20 protein-coding genes are annotated in these 17,791 nt (G+C 70.7%); 1 reads left to right on the forward strand and 19 read right to left on the reverse strand.

Features of this window, described 5'->3' with window-relative positions; translation table 11 throughout:
- Positions 1–5: 5 nt before the first annotated feature.
- The 19 genes from AB0B41_RS32310 to AB0B41_RS32400 form a co-directional block, all read right to left on the reverse strand.
- Positions 6–2,834, reverse strand: a complete 2,829-nt coding sequence (locus AB0B41_RS32310; protein WP_358210093.1) for a hypothetical protein — start codon at positions 2,832–2,834, stop codon at positions 6–8.
- Complete coding sequence (locus tag AB0B41_RS32315; protein WP_358210095.1) at positions 2,831–4,639, reverse strand: phage tail tape measure protein; 1,809 nt, start codon at positions 4,637–4,639, stop codon at positions 2,831–2,833. The genes AB0B41_RS32310 and AB0B41_RS32315 overlap by 4 nt, the downstream gene beginning before the upstream one ends.
- Complete coding sequence (locus AB0B41_RS32320; RefSeq protein WP_358210097.1) at positions 4,639–5,067, reverse strand: hypothetical protein; 429 nt, start codon at positions 5,065–5,067, stop codon at positions 4,639–4,641. The genes AB0B41_RS32315 and AB0B41_RS32320 overlap by 1 nt, the downstream gene beginning before the upstream one ends.
- A gap of 4 nt (positions 5,068–5,071) precedes the next feature.
- Entirely contained in the window at positions 5,072–5,224 is a 153-nt protein-coding gene (locus tag AB0B41_RS32325) for a hypothetical protein (RefSeq protein WP_358210099.1), read from the reverse strand.
- A gap of 13 nt (positions 5,225–5,237) precedes the next feature.
- A complete protein-coding gene (locus AB0B41_RS32330) occupies positions 5,238–5,567 on the reverse strand; it encodes a hypothetical protein (protein WP_358210101.1) in 330 nt (109 codons plus the stop codon).
- Positions 5,568–5,608: 41 nt separating this feature from the next.
- Positions 5,609–6,013, reverse strand: a complete 405-nt coding sequence (locus tag AB0B41_RS32335) for a hypothetical protein (protein WP_358210103.1) — start codon at positions 6,011–6,013, stop codon at positions 5,609–5,611.
- Position 6,014: 1 nt separating this feature from the next.
- Entirely contained in the window at positions 6,015–6,419 is a 405-nt protein-coding gene (locus AB0B41_RS32340; protein ID WP_358210105.1) for a hypothetical protein, read from the reverse strand.
- Positions 6,416–7,048 (reverse strand): hypothetical protein, encoded by a 633-nt coding sequence (locus AB0B41_RS32345; RefSeq protein ID WP_358210107.1) that lies wholly within the window; start codon positions 7,046–7,048, stop codon positions 6,416–6,418. Before AB0B41_RS32345 ends, AB0B41_RS32340 begins: the two co-directional genes overlap by 4 nt.
- A 15-nt stretch (positions 7,049–7,063) precedes the next feature.
- The gene (locus AB0B41_RS32350) at positions 7,064–8,383 is read right to left on the reverse strand and encodes a hypothetical protein (RefSeq protein WP_358210109.1); all 1,320 of its coding nucleotides are present in this window, start codon (positions 8,381–8,383) and stop codon (positions 7,064–7,066) included.
- Positions 8,384–8,600: 217 nt separating this feature from the next.
- The gene (locus tag AB0B41_RS32355) at positions 8,601–9,209 is read right to left on the reverse strand and encodes an HK97 family phage prohead protease (RefSeq protein ID WP_358210111.1); all 609 of its coding nucleotides are present in this window, start codon (positions 9,207–9,209) and stop codon (positions 8,601–8,603) included.
- Positions 9,206–9,418, reverse strand: a complete 213-nt coding sequence (locus AB0B41_RS32360) for a hypothetical protein (RefSeq protein WP_358210113.1) — start codon at positions 9,416–9,418, stop codon at positions 9,206–9,208. Before AB0B41_RS32360 ends, AB0B41_RS32355 begins: the two co-directional genes overlap by 4 nt.
- Positions 9,415–10,644: a phage portal protein gene (locus tag AB0B41_RS32365; RefSeq protein ID WP_358210115.1), complete on the reverse strand. Its 1,230-nt coding sequence runs from the start codon at positions 10,642–10,644 to the stop codon at positions 9,415–9,417. Before AB0B41_RS32365 ends, AB0B41_RS32360 begins: the two co-directional genes overlap by 4 nt.
- Complete coding sequence (locus tag AB0B41_RS32370) at positions 10,644–10,853, reverse strand: hypothetical protein (protein WP_358210117.1); 210 nt, start codon at positions 10,851–10,853, stop codon at positions 10,644–10,646. The genes AB0B41_RS32365 and AB0B41_RS32370 overlap by 1 nt, the downstream gene beginning before the upstream one ends.
- A gap of 2 nt (positions 10,854–10,855) precedes the next feature.
- Positions 10,856–12,334 (reverse strand): terminase, encoded by a 1,479-nt coding sequence (locus AB0B41_RS32375; RefSeq protein ID WP_358210119.1) that lies wholly within the window; start codon positions 12,332–12,334, stop codon positions 10,856–10,858.
- Complete coding sequence (locus tag AB0B41_RS32380) at positions 12,334–12,717, reverse strand: hypothetical protein (RefSeq protein WP_358210121.1); 384 nt, start codon at positions 12,715–12,717, stop codon at positions 12,334–12,336. Before AB0B41_RS32380 ends, AB0B41_RS32375 begins: the two co-directional genes overlap by 1 nt.
- A 914-nt stretch (positions 12,718–13,631) precedes the next feature.
- Complete coding sequence (locus AB0B41_RS32385; RefSeq protein ID WP_358210123.1) at positions 13,632–15,158, reverse strand: phage/plasmid primase, P4 family; 1,527 nt, start codon at positions 15,156–15,158, stop codon at positions 13,632–13,634.
- The gene (locus AB0B41_RS32390; RefSeq protein WP_358210125.1) at positions 15,158–16,099 is read right to left on the reverse strand and encodes a bifunctional DNA primase/polymerase; all 942 of its coding nucleotides are present in this window, start codon (positions 16,097–16,099) and stop codon (positions 15,158–15,160) included. Before AB0B41_RS32390 ends, AB0B41_RS32385 begins: the two co-directional genes overlap by 1 nt.
- Positions 16,099–16,482, reverse strand: coding sequence for a hypothetical protein (locus AB0B41_RS32395; protein ID WP_358210127.1), 384 nt, complete (start codon positions 16,480–16,482; stop codon positions 16,099–16,101). The genes AB0B41_RS32390 and AB0B41_RS32395 overlap by 1 nt, the downstream gene beginning before the upstream one ends.
- A gap of 127 nt (positions 16,483–16,609) precedes the next feature.
- A complete protein-coding gene (locus AB0B41_RS32400; protein ID WP_358210129.1) occupies positions 16,610–16,915 on the reverse strand; it encodes a helix-turn-helix transcriptional regulator in 306 nt (101 codons plus the stop codon).
- Between the two features lie 168 nt (positions 16,916–17,083).
- Between AB0B41_RS32400 and AB0B41_RS32405 the strand changes: the two genes are divergently transcribed.
- Positions 17,084–17,791: helix-turn-helix domain-containing protein (locus tag AB0B41_RS32405; RefSeq protein WP_358210131.1), on the forward strand; the 708-nt coding region annotated here is incomplete at its 3' end.

Here is a 17,791-nt window from a genome sequence, read left to right on the forward strand (position 1 = left end):
TCTCCTCACAGGCCCAGGACGGGCGGGTTCCAGACGGCCACCGAGGAACCGGAGGCTCGAGCGACGGGCAGGGGGTCGACCGTGAACGACTGCGTCGTCCCGGTCCCGGAGCACGCGGTAGCGCGCACCTTCAGCCCGCCCACGGAGAGGTAGAGCGGGAAGTCATCGGCGGCGGTGGTCCACCGCGGCCCGGACGGCGTCGACACGGACAGCGTCGTGGCACCCGCGGCCGCGGACGAGGCGACCGTCGAGCCGTCGGTGTCCGGTCGCTCCAGCCCGTCCGAGGTGTCCCCGGTGGGGGAGGCGATCGTCCCGACCCGCCACACCGAGTACGGGGAGCACTTCGCCTTGACCTTCCAACCGAACGGGGAGAGGTCCCACGTCAGACCCTCGACGAGGAGGTCCACGTCGCCCTCAGGCATGGCGGAGATGACGGAGCCGACGTTCTCCACCCGGAGCCGGGTGGAAGGCTCCAGGGACAGCACAGCGGGCGCTAGAACGGGCTGTGCGCGGAGATCCACGGACACCGAGGGGTAGCGGTACCCCTCCTGCGTGCCTTGGTGGACCTGCCAGTCAGCGAACGGCGGCACGTCGCCGTCCGCGTCGAGGTTCACCTCGACCGAGGAGTCGTAGACCCCGACCGCGGCCGTACCGAGCGGGCCGTCCGCGTCCTCCGCCGTGTACTTCGCCCCGGACCGCGCGGTCGCCGTCGAGCGGTTCACGGTGCGCTGGTCGTCGTCCACGGGCTCGAATGGGGCGACCAGCTGCGAGGCGTCGAGCGTGACGTCGACCGTCGCGTTCTCCCGCTGGTCCCGAGCGAGGTACGCCAGGCCCGGACCGACGCCGTCATAGAGGACCCCGAGGTCCGCGTCCTGGCACTCCCGGAGTAGGGGCACCAGCCCCAGCGGCCGCTGCGGGCCCATCGCGTTGACCGTCGTCCCCGTGATGGTGATGGGGATGTCCTGCTCCGTGCACAGCCGGGAGAGGCGGGCACCTGCGAGCTCGCCGCGGTGCGCCTGGTGAGCGGACGTGACCGCGGGCTGCGAGACGTTCGACGTCCAGAGCGCGACGTGGCCGGCGGCCACCGGGTCCTCGGTGCCGCCCGGGTTCGGGGAAGAGATGATCTCCACGGACCGGGGGAGGCCGCGGAACCCGGGGGTCGCGCTGTAGGACGCGATGATCGCGCCGTCCCGGTAGAGGTACCAGAAGACGGTCCCGCCGCTCTGGTCCACCGAGATCCGGTAGTCGTGCCAGATGTCATCGAGGGTGTAGGGCGGAGGGGCGACGGCGTAGGCCGCGGTGAACTGCCCCGTCTTGTGGACGCCGAACCACTCGACAGCACCCGAGGTGTAGAAGATCAGGTAGTGGAAGAAGTTGTCCCGCTCGTCGTCGGTGCGGATGCGCAGGAACGCCCCGGACGTGAGCGAGTACCGCATCGACCACGTCATAGCCCAGTAGTTGCTGAACAGGGACGACCGCACCGGGAGCGTGAGCTGACCGCCGGCGGACATCTCGGGTGCGCGCTCGGTGGCCGGGTTGTCGGTGTCCCCGCCCCACTTGACCTTCCCGTAGTACGCGCCGCTGTACTCCTGCGGGGAGAAGACGGCGGGGCCGCCGCCGGACGCTGAGACGCCCAGGGTCGCAGCCTTGTCCTCCTCCAGCGGCCAGTACTCGGCCGGCCGCGCGGTGACGGTCTGAGACATCGTGTGGAATCGGTAGAGCGCGGACCGGAGCGGGTCCTTCCCCTGCACCAGGCGGCGGAGGACGCCGGCGGCCTCGAGCTCGACGACGGGCACCTTCCCGGTGTCGTCGTCCCAGCCCGGGGTGAACCCGACGGCGTACCCCTGGAACACGGTCCTCGAGCCCCCACCGTCGGCGGGGTTCACCAGGACCCGCACCGGGGTGTTCCGGCGGACGTTCGGCCACAGCGGCGACTGACCGCCCAGGCTGTACCGCCCCGTGGCGTTGTCGAGCTTCAGGGACAGCTTCGCGGGGTTCGCGTTGGACATCTCGTCGTTCCGCCCGAGGGACCCAGAGATGCCCTGCTCCTGGCGGACGTCCTCGGTGATGTCGCTCCACGTCCAGGATGCCCCGGTGAGGTCGGTGAGGTCCGCACCCCAAGCGGCCTCGACCAGGACCGCAGCGCCGGGGAGCTCCGGGATCAGCGGCGTGCCCACCGGGGCGACGACGACGGCCCGGCCGAACACGACCACCGCCCCGGACATCTGGTCAGCGGTGACCGGGGCGGAGCGGGTCAGTGTGGTCTCGGTGGTCGCGCCCTGCGGTACCTGCTTCTCGCCGACCCACAGCCCGGCCTCGCTACCGCCGCCGCCCTGAGTTCGGCGGGTGGTGTAGCTGTTGGAGAAGGTGTCGACCGAGTCCGAGGTCACCGAGTCGACGGAGAACGCGGCGATCGCCAGGCCGTCCTGGGCGGCCGCGCCGGCGGTACCCGACGACCAGGCAGCCACGTTGGTCTCGTCGGTGTTGTGTGTCGCCGACGCCTGCACCTGCCACGCGCCGGAGCCGGTCTGCGCGTACTCGCCGACCCAGGTGTTCAGGCCCGCGCCGTTCGCGCCGACGGTGCCCGAGATCGTGGTCTCGCCCCCAGTGGCGACCTTCCAGGCGATGACCAGCGAGGTAGAGGTAGAGCGCAGGTCGACCGTCGGGGTGAACCCGGGGAGGGCCAGGGTGCCGATGTTCTTGTCGCCGCCGATGGCGAAGACGATCAGGTTCCCTGCGGTGGCCGCAGCTGGCAGCGTGGCCGAGATGGCTCCGGTGCCGCCCGGGGAGAAGCCGTCCGCCGACTGCCCGGGGACCAGGCTAGGGAAGCTCATCGGGCGGCCACCTCGATCTGCCCCGTGCGGATCATGTGCTGGATGACCGTCGCGAGGGCGTCCGAGGTGTTCCCGCGGAACGTCATCGTCGTCCCGCCCCCGTTGCCGGAGCGGTCGGTCGGGATGACCCGCTCACCGGCCTGGAGGACGGCCAGCATCTCCTGGCCCTGCGCGCCGGGCACGACGCCGCCGGTGTGGAACTTCGGGAGCTTCGGCATGGAGAAGCCCCGGCCGCCGATGCCCGGGATCCAGTCCGGGATGTTGAACGACAGCCGGCCGATCGTGTAGTTCCAGAGGTCGGCCACGAAGTTGAACGCGGACCGGAAGGCTCCGGAGATCGCCCCGCCGACGGAGCTGAAGATCCCGCCGATCTGCCCCGGCAAGCCACGGAACCAGCCCATCAGCCCGGACCACTTGCCGGAGATCCAGTCGACCGCACCGCCGATGAAGTTGCGGACGGCCCCGAACGCGGCGTTGACGCCGTCTCGGAACCAGCCCACGTTGTTGTAGGCCCAGATCAGCCCGGCGACGAGGCCAGCGATCGCGAGGACGACCAGGCCGATCGGGTTCGCCGACAGGGCGGCGTTCCACAGCCACTGCGCCGCGGTGGCGATGCCGGAGGCGATCCCGAGTCCGCGGAAGGCGACCGCGGCCATGCCCAGGGACCCCGCCATGGTGACGGCATCACCACCGAGGCCGACAACCTTCGCGGCGACGTCGCCCACCGGGCCCTGCACCCCGACGACGCTGAACATCAGGTCCTGGAAACCGCGCTTGGCTTCCTCGATCTTGTTCGCGGCGGTGTCCTGGAGGGTGTCGTTCACGCCCTGCGCCGCCCCGCCGAACTCCCCGAGCCGGGCGGTCGCCTCCGAGGGGTCGAGGGCGTAGAGCGCGGCACCGAGGTCCTCCGCCTGCGTGCCGAACAGCTCGACAGCGATCCGGGCCTGTTCGGTCGGGTCCTGCACCCCGCGGAGCCGGTCGAGGACGGTGTCGAGCGCGGCGGACGCGGTCGGTCCACCGGCGGCGATCTTCGCGGCCATGTCCTCGGCGGACAGGCCCAGAGCGGTGAAGCCGTCGATCGTCGTCTTCGAGCCGTCCACGGCCCGGATGCTGAACTCCTTGATCGCGTCCGCGACGATGTCCGCGTCACGGGCACCCGCCTGGAGGCCCTGCGAGATCAGGCCCATCGCGGCCGCGCCGTCGAGGCCCACCTTCCGGAACTGCGTCCCGTACTCATTGAAGGTGTCGAGGAGGTCCCCGGCCTTGTCCGCGCCGTTCTGGAACCCGGCCGTGAGGATGTCCAGCGCGGTCTGTGCGTCCGGGGCCAGCCCGGTCCGCATCATCTGCGCGACCGCGTTCGTGGTGCCTGCGAGGTCCTGACCGAACGCCTCCGACAGGGATAGGACGTTCGCGGTGATGCCCTGGATCTGCTCGTTGGTCGCGTCCTCCATGACAGCGCCCGACTGCATCACCATCCGGACGGCCTCGCCGACCTGATCGAGGCTGTCGCCGTAGGCGGAGGAGTAGAGGTTGCCGGCGATCTCACCGGCGTCCTTCGCCGCCTGCGACCCCGCGCCCATCTGCGCTTCGAGCTTCGCGGCCGCGGAGTCGAACTCCAGGCTCTCCGCGAACGCGGCGGACAGGCCCGCACCGGCAGCGGCACCCGCCACGGCCAGGCCCGCGGACTTCACGCTGAACTGCTTCTCCATCTGCCCGGCGGAGTCACCGACCCGGGACATGGCGCGCTCGAGGTCCGTGGAGTCACCGGCGAACGTCAGCCGGATCGTGGGGCCGTTGCCTGCCATCAGTCGACCCCGATCCCGGCGGACCGCGCGACGTTGACCAGCTCCGTGTTCAGCACCTGCTCGACGTCGTCCCGGCGGTCATCGAAGGCGGCCCAGATGTACCGGCCCTTCTTCAGGAACGGGCGGCGGACGCTCTTGTTCGGCCCCACACGCCCGCCGAAGTCGAGCCAGGGGTAGTACGGGAACCGCTTCCCGCCGGCGCTCACGCGGGCTGCGGTGCGGGTCGAGGCGGCCTTGATCGACGAGGCCGCGTGGCCACCCCGGCCGGGGCCGATCGGGACCCGGGGCTTCGCCTCGTCGACCACGATCTTCGCGGCCTCGTTCCCGGCGAGGCGGAGCCCCTTCGGGAGGTCCTTGTCCATCCGCCGGAGGTTCCGGTTGAACTCCCGGAGCCCCTCGACGCGGATCGGGTTCGGTGCGGACGGCACCTGCCTACCTCCCGTGCTTCTGCATCTTCTCGGCGAGCTCGCGGCGCTGCGCCTTCCGCGCGTGGAACACCTGCCACTCGACGAACTCGGCGTTGGACATCTCGGCCTCCAGGCGGGCCACCGTCATGCCCAGGCGGTCGGCGATGTAGAACGCCATCTCCCGGTCGGGCTCAGCCTCGAAACCTCTTCACCGCCTCCTTCGCGGCGGTCTCGTCCATGCCGGAGAGCCGGGAGATCGCGCGGGTGACGGGCTCCAGCTCCCCGGCGGCGGACGCCTCCTGCCACTGCCGGACCTCGTCCTCCGTCAGCGCCGGCTCGACGAGGCCCTTGGACAGGAGCGCGCGCTCCATGTCGGCCACGTCCTCGACCTTCCGGGAGCGGAACGCGAGGACCTCGGCGCGGGACAGGGCACGGATGCGCACGGTCCCGACGCCGGGGATCTCGACGTCCTCCTCGGTCAGTCGAGCCTTGAACAGGGTTTCCTTGCTGACGTTGCTCACGGTGCTCCTCCGTGTTCAGTAGTTGCCTGAGATCAGTAGCGTCAGGACGCGACGCCGTCGGTGATGTCGTCGGACATCTGGAGGGTCGCCGACCAAGTGACCATGTCGGCCACGGGCGCGGTCTCCTCGTAGGCGGTCACGACGACGTCCACGGTGTGGGTGGTCTTGCCCGTGCCGTCACCGGAGGGCATGTAGACCAGCTCCACCGTCGAACCGATCAGCGGCCGGAAGACGGCACCCGGGCCGGTGAGGGCGGCGTCGTCGTAAATCCCGGAGACGGTGGCGGTGCCGTCCTTCAGCCCGCCCACGTACACCTTGCTGTTCTTGCCGAAGGTGGTGACGTCGTGCGAGTCCGCGGAGCGGTTGAACGCGACGTTGTTCGCGAAGGCGGAGAGGTCGTCGCCGCCGATCGTGACGGCCGTGCCCTTGCCGTGGACGAAAGCCATGTCAGGCTCCTGTTCCGATGATGTCGAGGAAGAACGTCGCCGCGAGGTACTCGACCGACGCGACGATGTAGGTGCCGAACTCGCACCGCGCGACGCGCACGGTGCTGTAGGCGGTGGGGGTGTGGGCCTCGATCGCGGCCTTCACCGACGACGGGCCGGAGCCGTTCGCGTAGGCGGCGGCCCGGTCCCGGGCGGTGCGGGCGTCGACCTTCCCGACGAGGCAGATCACGGGCAGCTCGACCTGATCGGCACCCCGCGCGAACGCGACGTCGTACGTCAGAGGGTCGGGCCACCCGATGACGGCGGCCGGCACCTGCACCGACTCCGCCCAGTACGGGAAGACGCGGAGCCCCTCGATCGTCTTCAGGGCCTCTCCGAGGTCGTCCATGACGGCGGCCAGGTTCATGCGAACACCGCCCCGCCACGGCCTGCGCCGCGCTTGTAGCCCGCGAGGGCGACCTCCACGTCCGGGTCGACCTTCGCGAGGAGCCGGACCTCCGACCCAGCCTCCGGTGACCCGGCGACCCCGAACGGGGCGTGGCGGCGCTTCAGCACCCGGGACGCCTGGAGGAGGCACGCCTCCTTCACCGCCGTCGGGACCTCGGTCCAGCCCCAGCGGGCCGTGACCTTCACGCCGGCGTCGAGGGTGGTCGGCTGTACCGCCGACCGGGGCGGGACGACGAGGTCCTCCCACGGGCGGCCCTTCTGCGCGGCGTTCACCGGCCGGAGGGCGTGCACCGTGATCGGAGCCCCGTACGTCTCGTCCTCGTCCTCGTCGAAAGCGATCTCGAGCCCCGCGTCGTCCATGAGGTCGTCGATCGGGACCACCCACCGGGCCCGCAGGTCGTCCCAGCGGGCGGTGTAGAACCGCGCCTCCGGGGCGTCCACGCGGCCGAACTGCCGGCGGGTGGTCCGGTCGATCGCCCTGGAGGCGGCAGCGATGGCAAGGCCCATCGGCACGTCATCCCGGACGTCCTCGACCTCCACGAACGCGGCGAGCTCGTCCTCCGTGACGTAGTCAGGTGCCCATGCCATCGCTACCGCCCCCGCTCAGCTGGCGGCCGTGATCGCGATGCGCTTCACCGACGCGCCCGCGTACTTCACGTAGGTGGCGGTGTAGGCCCAGATGCCCAGGCGGATCGTCTCGGGGCCGTCCGGCTCCTCGTACTTGAACCGCAGGGTGGGCGACTCGAACAGGATCACGTCCTGGGCCCGGGCGACGAGGACCGACTCCGGGAACGTGGCCGGGACACCGTCGGTCGCGAGGATCGACAGGGCGGCCGTGTCGAGGTAGCCGTCCGTGGCGACGTCACCGCGGCCGATGATGTTCACCGGGCCACCGGAGGCGGCCGGGATCAGCGGCCGGCCCGTGCTGTCCTTGATCTTCAGCAGGGAGCCGTACCGGGCCACCGCGGACACGAGGATGTTCGCGGGCAGCTTCCGCGAGGTGCGCACCGCGAGGGCGGCGTCCACCAGGGCGTCACCGACGTAGTTCGTGTCCGACGGGGACAGGCTCGTGGTCCACGCGGCGTTCGTGGCGTACGTCTTCACCGCGGTGCCGGCGGAGGCCACCATGGCGGCGACGACCTTCGCCTCGACCTTCAGGTTGTACGACGCCACGAGGTCGTCGTAGATCATCGCGTCGACCGCGGGGTTGCCCGAGTCGAGCATCTGACGGCTGAGCTTCTGACCGCCGGCGGTGGCACGCGGGGCGACCGTGTCGACACCCGAGTCCCAGGCGTCGGTGAAGCTGGTCGGGTCGTTCTCGTTCGCCTGGTCGGCGACGACGTCATCGGTGCCGGCGGTCTGCTTCGGCATCGAGATCGGGGCGGCCGACGACAGCGCGATGTTCCGGACGGCGTTCGCCACCTTGCGCTGCTGGCGGGCCAGCTCCTGGAACTCCTCGGCCATCCACACGGGCGGGATGACGCCAGGGCCCTCACCCGCCATGTCCAGCGCGCGGTTGTGCTCGATCAGGCGACGCTGCGCCGTCTCGTCCTGGAGGCTGCGGGCGGCGAAGAGGTCACCGAAGAACGACCGGCCGCCGTCCTTCCGGTAGTGCCCGGGGTCGCGGTCGCGGGTGGTCGTGGTGCCGACCCGGACAGTGCGGGTCTCCTCAGCCTGCGCGGGGGCGTCCTGCGCGACCTCGGCGGCCAGGGAGGCGACCGCGGCGTGGCGGTTCTGGATCTCGGTCAGGTCGGTGATCTCGGCGGCCAGGGTCTGCGCCTGCTCACCCTGCGAGCGGACCGAAGTCAGCTCCTCGGGGGTGAGGTCGCGGTTCTCCTGCGCGGCGCGGTTCTGGATGCCCTCGATGGACTGGCGGAGCGCGTCGTACTCGGAACGCCGGCGCGCCAGGTAGGGATTGCTCACGGTGAACTCCCGGTCAAACGGACGGATGGGGCTGCGTCCGAGGGGCCGGGGTGCCGGGCCGTGACCACCGGGGTGTCGGCATCGAGGAGAGGCCGGGGTGCCGGGGCCAGCGGGTAGCCGGGGTGTCGGCGTCGCGCTGGTCGTGCTACTTCGGTCTAGCTTCAACCATGATCGTACATGATCGGGGCCACTACACCAGCGACCCCGATCCGGCAAGTCATGCGGCGGGCGGGGGCAGGACGGGGAGACCGGCGAGGATCTGGGCAGCCTGTGCCGCCCTGGTCGCCGCCCCGCACGTACAGACGTGGCCCTCGTCGACCTCGGCCGGGTCACCGGCGAGCTCGCGGACCGCGGAGATCACGGCACCACGCCCGTAGGCACCCGCGAACACGACGGACGTCTCGACGAGGTCCGCCTTCACCCGCTCGATCGTGCCGTCGGACAGGCGGCGGTTCTGCCGCTCCCGGAACCCGACGGACAGCTCGTCGAGCACGCCGTCCTTCACCAGCTCCAGCGTCTCGTCGCCCGCCGGCGTACGGGACACCCGGAAGGCGCCCCACGCACCCGCGGAGTCGTCCCGCAGCTCGACCGCGCGGCCGATCAGCGTCCCGCCCAGGCTGATGTGCTCCCGCCCGAACCGGACCCGGTGCGGAGCGTTGAGCTGATGGTTGAACGCACCCCGCGCGAACTGCTCGACCAGCTGCGAGTCGATCCGCTGCTTCCGGCCGTAGGGGACGATGATCCCCTCGATCGTCCGGCCGTCGCCGCCCTTCGCCGCCGACCGGATCTCCAGCTCCGGGGTGAACGCCCGGATGATCTCGGTCATCGCTTCTCCTTCTCGTCGGCCAGGCCGCGGTGCGTCTGGCGGTGCGCGGAGCACAGACCGCGCCACTCCGGGGCGTCATCGCAGCCGGGGAGGTTGCACGACGCGGCCTTCTTCGGGGCCTCCACGGCACGGTCAGCGGCCGGGGCGGGGGTCTCCGTGCGCGGGGCCGGGGACGGCTTGCGGGCGGCAGGCTTGCGGGTCTCGGTCACGTCGTCTCCTGGTCGGTCTGGTCTTCTTCAGGGCCCGGCTCAGCGGGACGGGGAACGGGCGGCTTCTGCGCCTCCCGCTGAGCCGGAGTCAGGGGCGGCCGGTCCTCGAGCGCACGCGCCTCGTCGTCCGTGAGGAAGCCGGCGCGGATACCGATCTCGTGGGCCTCGTACCGGGTCTTCGTGTCCGCCCGGAGGATCGCGTCGAGGTTCGCCTTCGCCCACGTGCCGCGCGGCAGGTGCAGCGTCAGCGTCTGCTCCAGCCGGGAGAGGTGCCCGGTCAGGCTGTACTTGACCAGCTCCAGGCCCTTCAGCTCGACGTTCTGGTAGGTCATCGAGGATCCGGACACCCCGAGCCACGACGGATCGAGGCCGAAGATCAGGGCAGTCTCGTGGAGGCTGAACTTCCGGGCCTCCAGGAGCTGCGTCTCGGTGGGGTTCCACGCGAGGGCGTCGAACTTCGTCCGGGCGTTGAGCACCGCCACGGACCGCTCCCGCTGCGACCGCATCCACCCCGCCTTGACCTCCGCGGCCTCCTCCGGGGTCAGCGGGTCCTCCGGGGTGTCCTCCACCGTCAGCGTGCCGGTGGGGACGCCGGCGTTCCCGACCGCCCGAGCCTGCCGGCCCTGCTCCTCCGCCAGGCCCAGAACGCCGTTCAGATGGTTCTCCAGGACACCCATGCCACGGAGCGCACCCGGTCGGCACGGGCCCTTGACGTGGAGGACCTCCTCGGCCGGGTACCAAGTGCTCCCAACCCGGTAGGCGATCGTCCCGAGCGGGAGCGCGATGCCGTCGTACGACTCGACCCGCTTCACCTGCACGTCCTCGGCCTTCACCGGGAGGTAGGCGACGGGCCACCCCTCGCGGTTCCGACCAGCAATCAGGGCGATTGCATTTCCATGCCAGATCAGATCGAGCACCATCGAGGAGAAGGTCGTGACCCGCGGGTCCGGCGGGGCCGGCTGGTCGAGGATCGGCGGGGTCGGGACGATCCTCTCCGGCGGTGCTCCGGCGCGCTCGCGGTAGGCGTGCCACGGCACCGACCCGAGGAGGTCGGACATGAGCAGGGCACAGCGCCACGCACCCGGCAGGCCCATCCCGCCCCGGTACTCCCCGCGGCTCCAGTCCGGGGCGATGTCGTCAACGATCGTGAACGTCTGGCGCGCCCCGGTCTTCGTGTCCGTCGCGGTGTACTGGACGTCTCGGTTGAACAGACGGGCCAGCCCCATCACTCCACCCCCGGCTGCTCGACGCCGTCACGGCGATCTGAGGGCGCGCTAGGACGCCTCTCGACGATGCGCTCGACCGCCACGGCCAGCGCCAGGACGAGGACCCCATCCACGATCAGGGAGCCCCACAGAGGCAGCGCGAGGCCGACCCCGATCAGGACGGCCAGCACCGCGAGGGCCTGGACGACGGACAGCAGGACAGCAGGCATGGTCAGAACACCCTCGCTCGGTGGCGCTTCGGTTCGGGGGGCGGCAGCGTGCGGGCGATCCGGACCGCACCCGCCGCGGCGTACGCGGCATCCACGTGACCCGCCCCCTTGCGGGCGAACCTCCAGCCGTCGCCGCTGCGGAGCTTCGACGTGCCGGAGATGTGGGCGTTGAGGAGCGCGTCGTCCGGGTGCAGGATCTGGCGGCCGCCGACCAGCCCGGCGAACTCCTGGCACGCCTCCGTGACCTCCTGGCCCTTCAGCTCCAGGGCCTCGATCGCGCGCATCTCCGCCCCGATCTCGGCGGCCGGACCCGACGGGAACCATCCGACAGCGGCAGGCTTGATCTTCCCGAGGAGCGCCGGCAGCTCACGGCGGGCAGCAGACGCGGAAGGCCACGCGGCGAGGACCTCGACCCGGAGGCGGAGGTCGTCGAGCACCGCGGCCCCGCAGAGGGTCACGTGGGCACCATCCGGGGCGACGTCGACACACGCGGCGATCCGGGCCCGGACCTCCTTCAGCGACCCCTGCGGATCGCGGGACGCCTGCCACGACGCAAGGTCCACCGCGGCGTCGAGCGCGTCGACCCGCTGGCAGAGGTTCTCGGTCCTGAACGTGGCCGGCGGGTCCGTCAGCATGTAGCTGCGGATCTTTTCCTCGGAGACGGTGACCCCGAGCCCGGGGTTCGCCTGCGCCCACCCGGCGACGTCGTCCAGCTCGCTGCCATCCGGGGCGGACCATTCGAACAGGCCCATGCGCTGGTCCTGCTCCCCCAGCGCGCCGGACCGGAGGCTGTTCAGAACAACGGACTGATCATCACCCGCATTGCTGATCGCCACGATCAGCGCGTTCGGCCGGGCCGTCGTCGTCTTGGACAGCGCGCCCCAGGCCAGCCAGTCGCGGTGCTCGCGGAGCTCGTCGAGGATCAGCAGGTCCACCGACAGGCCACGGCCGGCGGAGCGGGACGCCGCGGAGATCCGGTAGCGGGCACCCGAGGTGAGGGTGAAGCAGATGTCCCCGTTGGCCCGCCGCACCCCGTTGGGGGCGATCTCGGCGGCCAGGTCGGGGGCGTCCTCGGCGAGGTCCACCGCCCCCTGCCACGACTCCTTCGCCGTGTCGAGGCTCTGCGCCGCACCGAGCACCAGGTCCGCCTTGCCCAGGTACATCATGTAGAGCGCGAGGATCTTCAGCAGGTGTGTCTTCCCGTTCTGGCGGGCGACGAGGGTCAGCACCGTCTGGAACCGGAACGTGCCGTCTGCCCGCAGCTCGAGCGCGTGGATCAGCCACCACCGCTGCCAGCCGAGCAGGGCCACCCCGACGACGTCCTCCGCGAACGTCACCGCCTGGAACCCGAGCGACGTCTCCGGGGTCAGCGCGCACCCGCACCCGCACGGTCCCGCCGGGCCCTCGACGAGGGGCGGCGTGAACAGTCGGGGGGTCGCGGACCCGAGGACCTTCTCCGGGGCGTCCAGGACGGCCGTCATCACGCGCCCCGCAGCTTCGCCAGGGCGGAGCCACCGGACGCCGGCGCAGGCTTCCCAGCGGCAGCACGGGCCTTCGGGGTCGCGCCCAGGGCGTCGAGCGCGGCGAGAAGCTTCGGCCCGACGTCGGCCATCACAGTGTGCGCCTCGACCCGCTGCTTCAGCCGGGCCACCATCACCGCGGTGTCGGGGTCGTACGGGAGGTTCGCGGCCTCCTCGGCGAGATCGGCCGCCCGCTCAATCGTCTCGGCGTACTCCACGGCCAGCTGCGCGACCGCGACGTCCTCCGGGTTCAGCGTCAGCTTCTCCACCGTCTCCCGGACGGACTCGGTGAGCTTCGCGCCCTTCGGCGTCGGAACCGCCCTGATCTGCCGCTTCCCCGACACGGACCCCGCCCCTCTACACGACGGGACAGGGTCGTGCAACCTCATCCTAACAGATCATGGGCCAGGATCAGCCAGTACGGGCCAGGTTTGTGCAGGTCAGAGGCTTATCCCGCGCGTGCCGCTGACCTGCGGGGGGAGAGAAACAGGGCAGCGGGTGTCCGAGGCGGGCCGCCGGCCGTCAAAAAATCGCAGGTCAGCGCGTCGAGCGAGTCACGCGGGTTCGTCGTCCCACCATGCGCGCACCGAGGGCGCAGGATCATGGCGAGTTGGGTCGCCGACCTTCAGGTTGCAGCTCGCGCACGCTGCCATGAGGTGGGCAGGGTCGTCACCGACCAGCTCGCGGGGCTGTGTGTGGTGGACGTGGGACGCCACGGTGGTGCAGCCGTCGAGCTTCAGCCTGCATCGGTGACCATCCCGCACCAGCACTGCGGCCCTCACCCTGCGCCATGCCCTGCTGCTACCCCCCACCCACCGCCTGCTCACCCGGTACCCCCCTACCCCTTTGACCTGGCACCCCTCTCGGGCACTGCCCCCAGGATCTCACGCTGGTAGCGGGTCCTAACCGAAGGTGGACGCCTAGGTGGACGTCTATCGGACGCCCATCGAAAGATCATCGGCACCCTGTCTGACCTGCGGAAGACGTGGGTGGACGCCCATGGACGCCTATATTCGGGCTACGAGAGCCCCATACATGCGCGTGCGCGCGCGCGTACATGGACAGTCTTCTAGAAAGTGGACGTCCATAGGCGTCCATAGGCGTCTTTCCCTGGTCAGAGCCTCGTAAACGATCACAACCATAGGCGTCCACTAGGCGTCCGCATGGGCGTCCACCCCCGGATCGTGCCCTCCCTGAAGACACGACGGAGCCCCGCACCACCCGGGTGCGGGGCTCCTATCGGCCAGGTTCGGCTAGATCATGCTCCTCGTCCCCATCCGCTCACGTACCCGGACATCGCGTCCTCCGCCTGCACGGCCTCCAGCCACTCCGGGAGGATCGTGATGCCCTTCGCGTACTTCTTCGTGGACTTCACCCCGTTCACCGTCGGGCGGGTCATCCGGTAGTTCGGGAGCCTCGACTTCAGGTCCGCGCTGAACTTCGCGGTCGCAGCCGTGCCCCGGCCGTTGTCCTTCGCCCACCGGACGTAGTGCCGGTAGAGGTCGTCGAACAGGACCGTGCCGTCGGGGTCGTCGGTGTCGCAGACGTCGCGGATGAACGCGGAGATCGGGCTGACGAGGTCGTACAGCTCCTGCATCGCCTCCACGTGCGCAGCCGGCTCCGTGATGCGCTTCTTCGCGTTGAGGTCGGCCAGGCCGTCGAGCGCCCACTTCAGGATCGCGGGGAACTCCGCGCGGAGCCTGTCCTCGAGTCCGGTGTCCTCGCGCCCGAGGAACGACTCCTCCAGGCGCAGGATGATGAACCGGGACGCGATGGCGGCGGAGGCGTCGCCGAACCGCGGCAGCTCGTTGGACAGCATCATGATCCGGGCCTGCATGACCCCGGTCCACGCCGTGCGGTTCTTCCGGTCGAGGGTGAGCGTGTCCTGCCCGGAGATGCTCAGCAGGCGCTCCACCACCGTCTCCTGGCCCTGCGACTGGAGTCGGGCGTCACCGACGATCGCGAGGGTCTTCCCGATCGTCGTCTCCAGGCCGAAGTTCTGCGCGAGGAGCGCGAGGGTCGGCGCGGAGGTGTTCGCCTCCCCGATGAGGTCCCGCAGGATGCGGGCGATGGTGGACTTGCCCGACCGCGGCGGGCCGACGAGGAGCAGCATCTTCTGCAGGTCCAGCCGGCCGGACAGGACGTACCCGAACCACTGTTGGAGGGCGCGGATCTCGTCGGCGTCCTTCCCGTCGACCGGCTTCCAGAGGGTCCGGAGGAACTTCAGCCACTCGGTGGGCTGACCGACCTCGGGGTTGAACTCCAGCGGGATGCCGACGGTGCCGAAGTAGTCCGGGGTGAGCGGGCGGATCTCCTGCGTGTCGACGTCGACCAGGCCGTTGAGGCAGGGCACGAACCCGCGTGCGGAGGTGCGGGTCGACAGCCACGTGGGGGCCTCGACGTCGCGGGACAGCAGGGTCGGCGCGGCCATGGCGTCGATCAGCTTGTCCACCTTCCCCTTGTCCGGGGCCCACCCCTTCAGCTCGACCCGCTGGTTGATGCCGCCCCCGACGACCTTCTCGTACTTGGCGTGTTCCAGGCGCTCGTAGAGGTGTTTCCGGATCGCCTCGGGGTCGGTCTCGACCCACTGCGGGCCCTGGTACTTCCACCACTCCCCGCGCCACCGGCGGAGCAGGAGGTGGCCGTCGTCGTCGGTCATCTCGTCGAGGACGATCCGGGCGACCGCGAGGGGGTCACCGGGGCCCGGGATGACCTCGGTGGGGTTCGGGGCCTCCTCCGGCGGCGGGCCCTGGTCCGGGAACAGCTGACGGATCGGGGCGGCCATCACGCACCGGCCTTTCCGGCGCGAACGCCCATGAACTCATCGACGGTGGGCAGGGTGCGCCGGACCCGGCGGGTGGCGTCGTTCGGCCGCCGGCGTGCGGACTCGATGGTGCGGCGGGTCTGCATCTCCCCCGCGTGGCTGGCCTGAGCTCCGGCGGCGTGCCCGGCGGCCTGGACGAGGTCCTCGAGGATGTCGTCCAGGATCCCGTGCTGGTCGGCACGGCAGGCGGCCCAGTAGACCGCGTCGTTCACCTCGCCGAACGCCTTCCCGAGCACGTAGTCGACGAGGCCCTTCCCGACGCGGGTGAGGTCCGCGCGGGTCCGCGGCTGCGGCCGGAGGCGCACGGGCGGGTTCATGATGTCCTTGACCCACTGCGGCGCGTACGCGGCGGCGTGCTGGTCGACCCACTCATAGGTGCCGCCGGAGATGTGCCTGGACGGCGGGGCGACCAAGTAGCCGGTGTTCGTCTTGCAGTCGACGCCGGCGCACAGCTTCCCGCGGGCCGGGCCGTTGTAGCTGAGCCAGATGTGGCGGCCGCCGGAGCCGGTGCGGGCGGTCAGTGTGGCCGGGAGGGCACCGTGGCGCTCCTCCAGCTTCGCCAGCTCGACGTCCCCGCCGTTCCTCGGGTCTTCGTCGAGGACCAGGACGCCGACGGGCGGGCGGACGGCCCAGTTCGCGGTCGGGAAGGCGGCGAGCCACTCGGCGACCTGGCCGGGGTCGGTGGTCGCGTCGTGGAGGCCGTGCCCGAGCATCCCGCACTCGCCGCGGCAGGTGGCGCGGCGCGGGTCGTCCTTCCGGTGGGCGAGGCCCAACCGGGGGTGCTTCGCCGGGGAGGGGCAGTCGCGGCCGCACTGGCACCGGCCGTCCTCACCGACCCCGTAGAGCGGGAACACGGCGATGCCCATGTTGATGTAGGAGGTGACCAGCTCGACGGCGTCCATCAGGCGGCCGCCTCGTCGAACGAGGCGATCCAGCTGTCAGCCTCGGGGGCGGTGCGGATGTTGAACATCCCGGCCAGGTCGGGCTCGAACCGCATCAGGGCGCGTGCGTAGTACGCCTGGTAGTGGTCGTTCAGCTCGAACATGCCCTCGCCCTCGGTGCGGAGGCTGAGGCTCCAGCGGGCGACGTTGTAGAGCAGCGTGATGCTGCACTTCGTCTTGCCCTGGGTGAGCCAGTTGCGGGCGAGGTCGCGGAGCGCGCGGTAGACGTGCGGGTTCGCCCTGTGGAACTCCAGGAACGCCTCGGTCATCGTCTGCGCGCGGTCCGGCTCCTGCGCGAAAAGGTCACCCTGGTGGGTGTTGTCGCTGGTCGGCGCGCCAGTCATGCGGTCTTCGGGGCGACCGATAGACTTCGGGTCGTAGTGCATTGGAGAGGTGACCTCCAGTGTCTGGGCGGGTTTCGGAGTTAGGGCCTCCGGAGCCCGCCTACTGCGTTTCCGGGCCGTTGGGGAGTCAGGCAACCCGGGTACTGCTGGTACTACTCCCGCAAGGTACCACAGTGGGCCCACTCCGGGCCAGTCTGGTACCGAATGGGTTTTCCATGATCGCGCGCGGGTCGATCTCCAGGTGGAAGCAGAGACGCTCGAACGTCTCCATCCGCACGCCCCGCTTCTCGCCGCGCTCGACGCGGGCCAGGAAGGAGACGTCCGCTCCGACCTCGCGGGCCAGGGCGGAGCAGGAGATGCCGGAACGCTCCCGGATCGCGCGCAGCGCCGGGCCGTTGATCGCTACCGCTGTAACAGCGCGGGGTCGGGCCACGACAGAGATCCTAACCGGAGATCATGGCTGGAACTAACTCACCTGGGTTCTTCGGCGTGTCGGGCCACGCACCCACGCGGGTGAACAGGACGTGACATTCGGAACCCGCAGGTAGGCCCGGGGTGCGCCTCTTTGACAGAGGTAGTTAACTCTGGGCACCATGGCCCAATGGGGAGCGCGATGATGATGGCTGACGACACCTTGTTTGATGATCCAGACGTGGACCGACCCGACCCCGCCGAGCGGAAGAACGTCCGCCGGCATGTCCTCGGGGGCCTCGTTCAGATCATCCGAGCGCGCCGTGGCTGGTCCGTGAACGATGCGGCCTCCGCCGCGTCCGTAGCCCCGATGACCTGGCGTCGAGTGGAGGACGGCCTCGACGTCCGTCAGCGCACGCTGACCGCCCTCGACGGACTCCTCGGGGTCCAGTTCGGCACCGTGAAGCGGGCCCTCGACGACGACCTCGTGATGCTTGAGCTCGTCGACCTTGTCGACATCGGCGTGGGCATGGACGAGGCTCTCGCCGACCCGGCGGGCACCCTCGCCGCCCTCGCGGAGCGGTTCCGCACCGGCAGCGCGCCACGGCAGACGATCGCGAACGCCGGCGTCGCGGAAGGCGGCGGCCAGGTCGGCACCCCGACGGTCCGGCAGGGCACCGGCCGCGCCGCCGTCGTGCTGTCCGGGCGCGGGGAACTGTCGGCGGGCCGGCGTAAGGCTTTCGATCAGGTTCTGGACCCCGCCCTCCTGGAGTCGCTCGCCGCGGTGTCCGTGCCGAACCCCTCGACGATCACGCTCGCGGCGCAGCTGGTCGACCGGCTGACTCGCCTGCCGGCGATGACGGAGGGGATCGAGCACGCCGTGGCGTCCATCCTTGCG

The sequence above is a fragment of the Pseudonocardia sp. NPDC049154 genome, from assembly GCF_040648315.1.
Lineage (GTDB): Bacteria > Actinomycetota > Actinomycetes > Mycobacteriales > Pseudonocardiaceae > Pseudonocardia.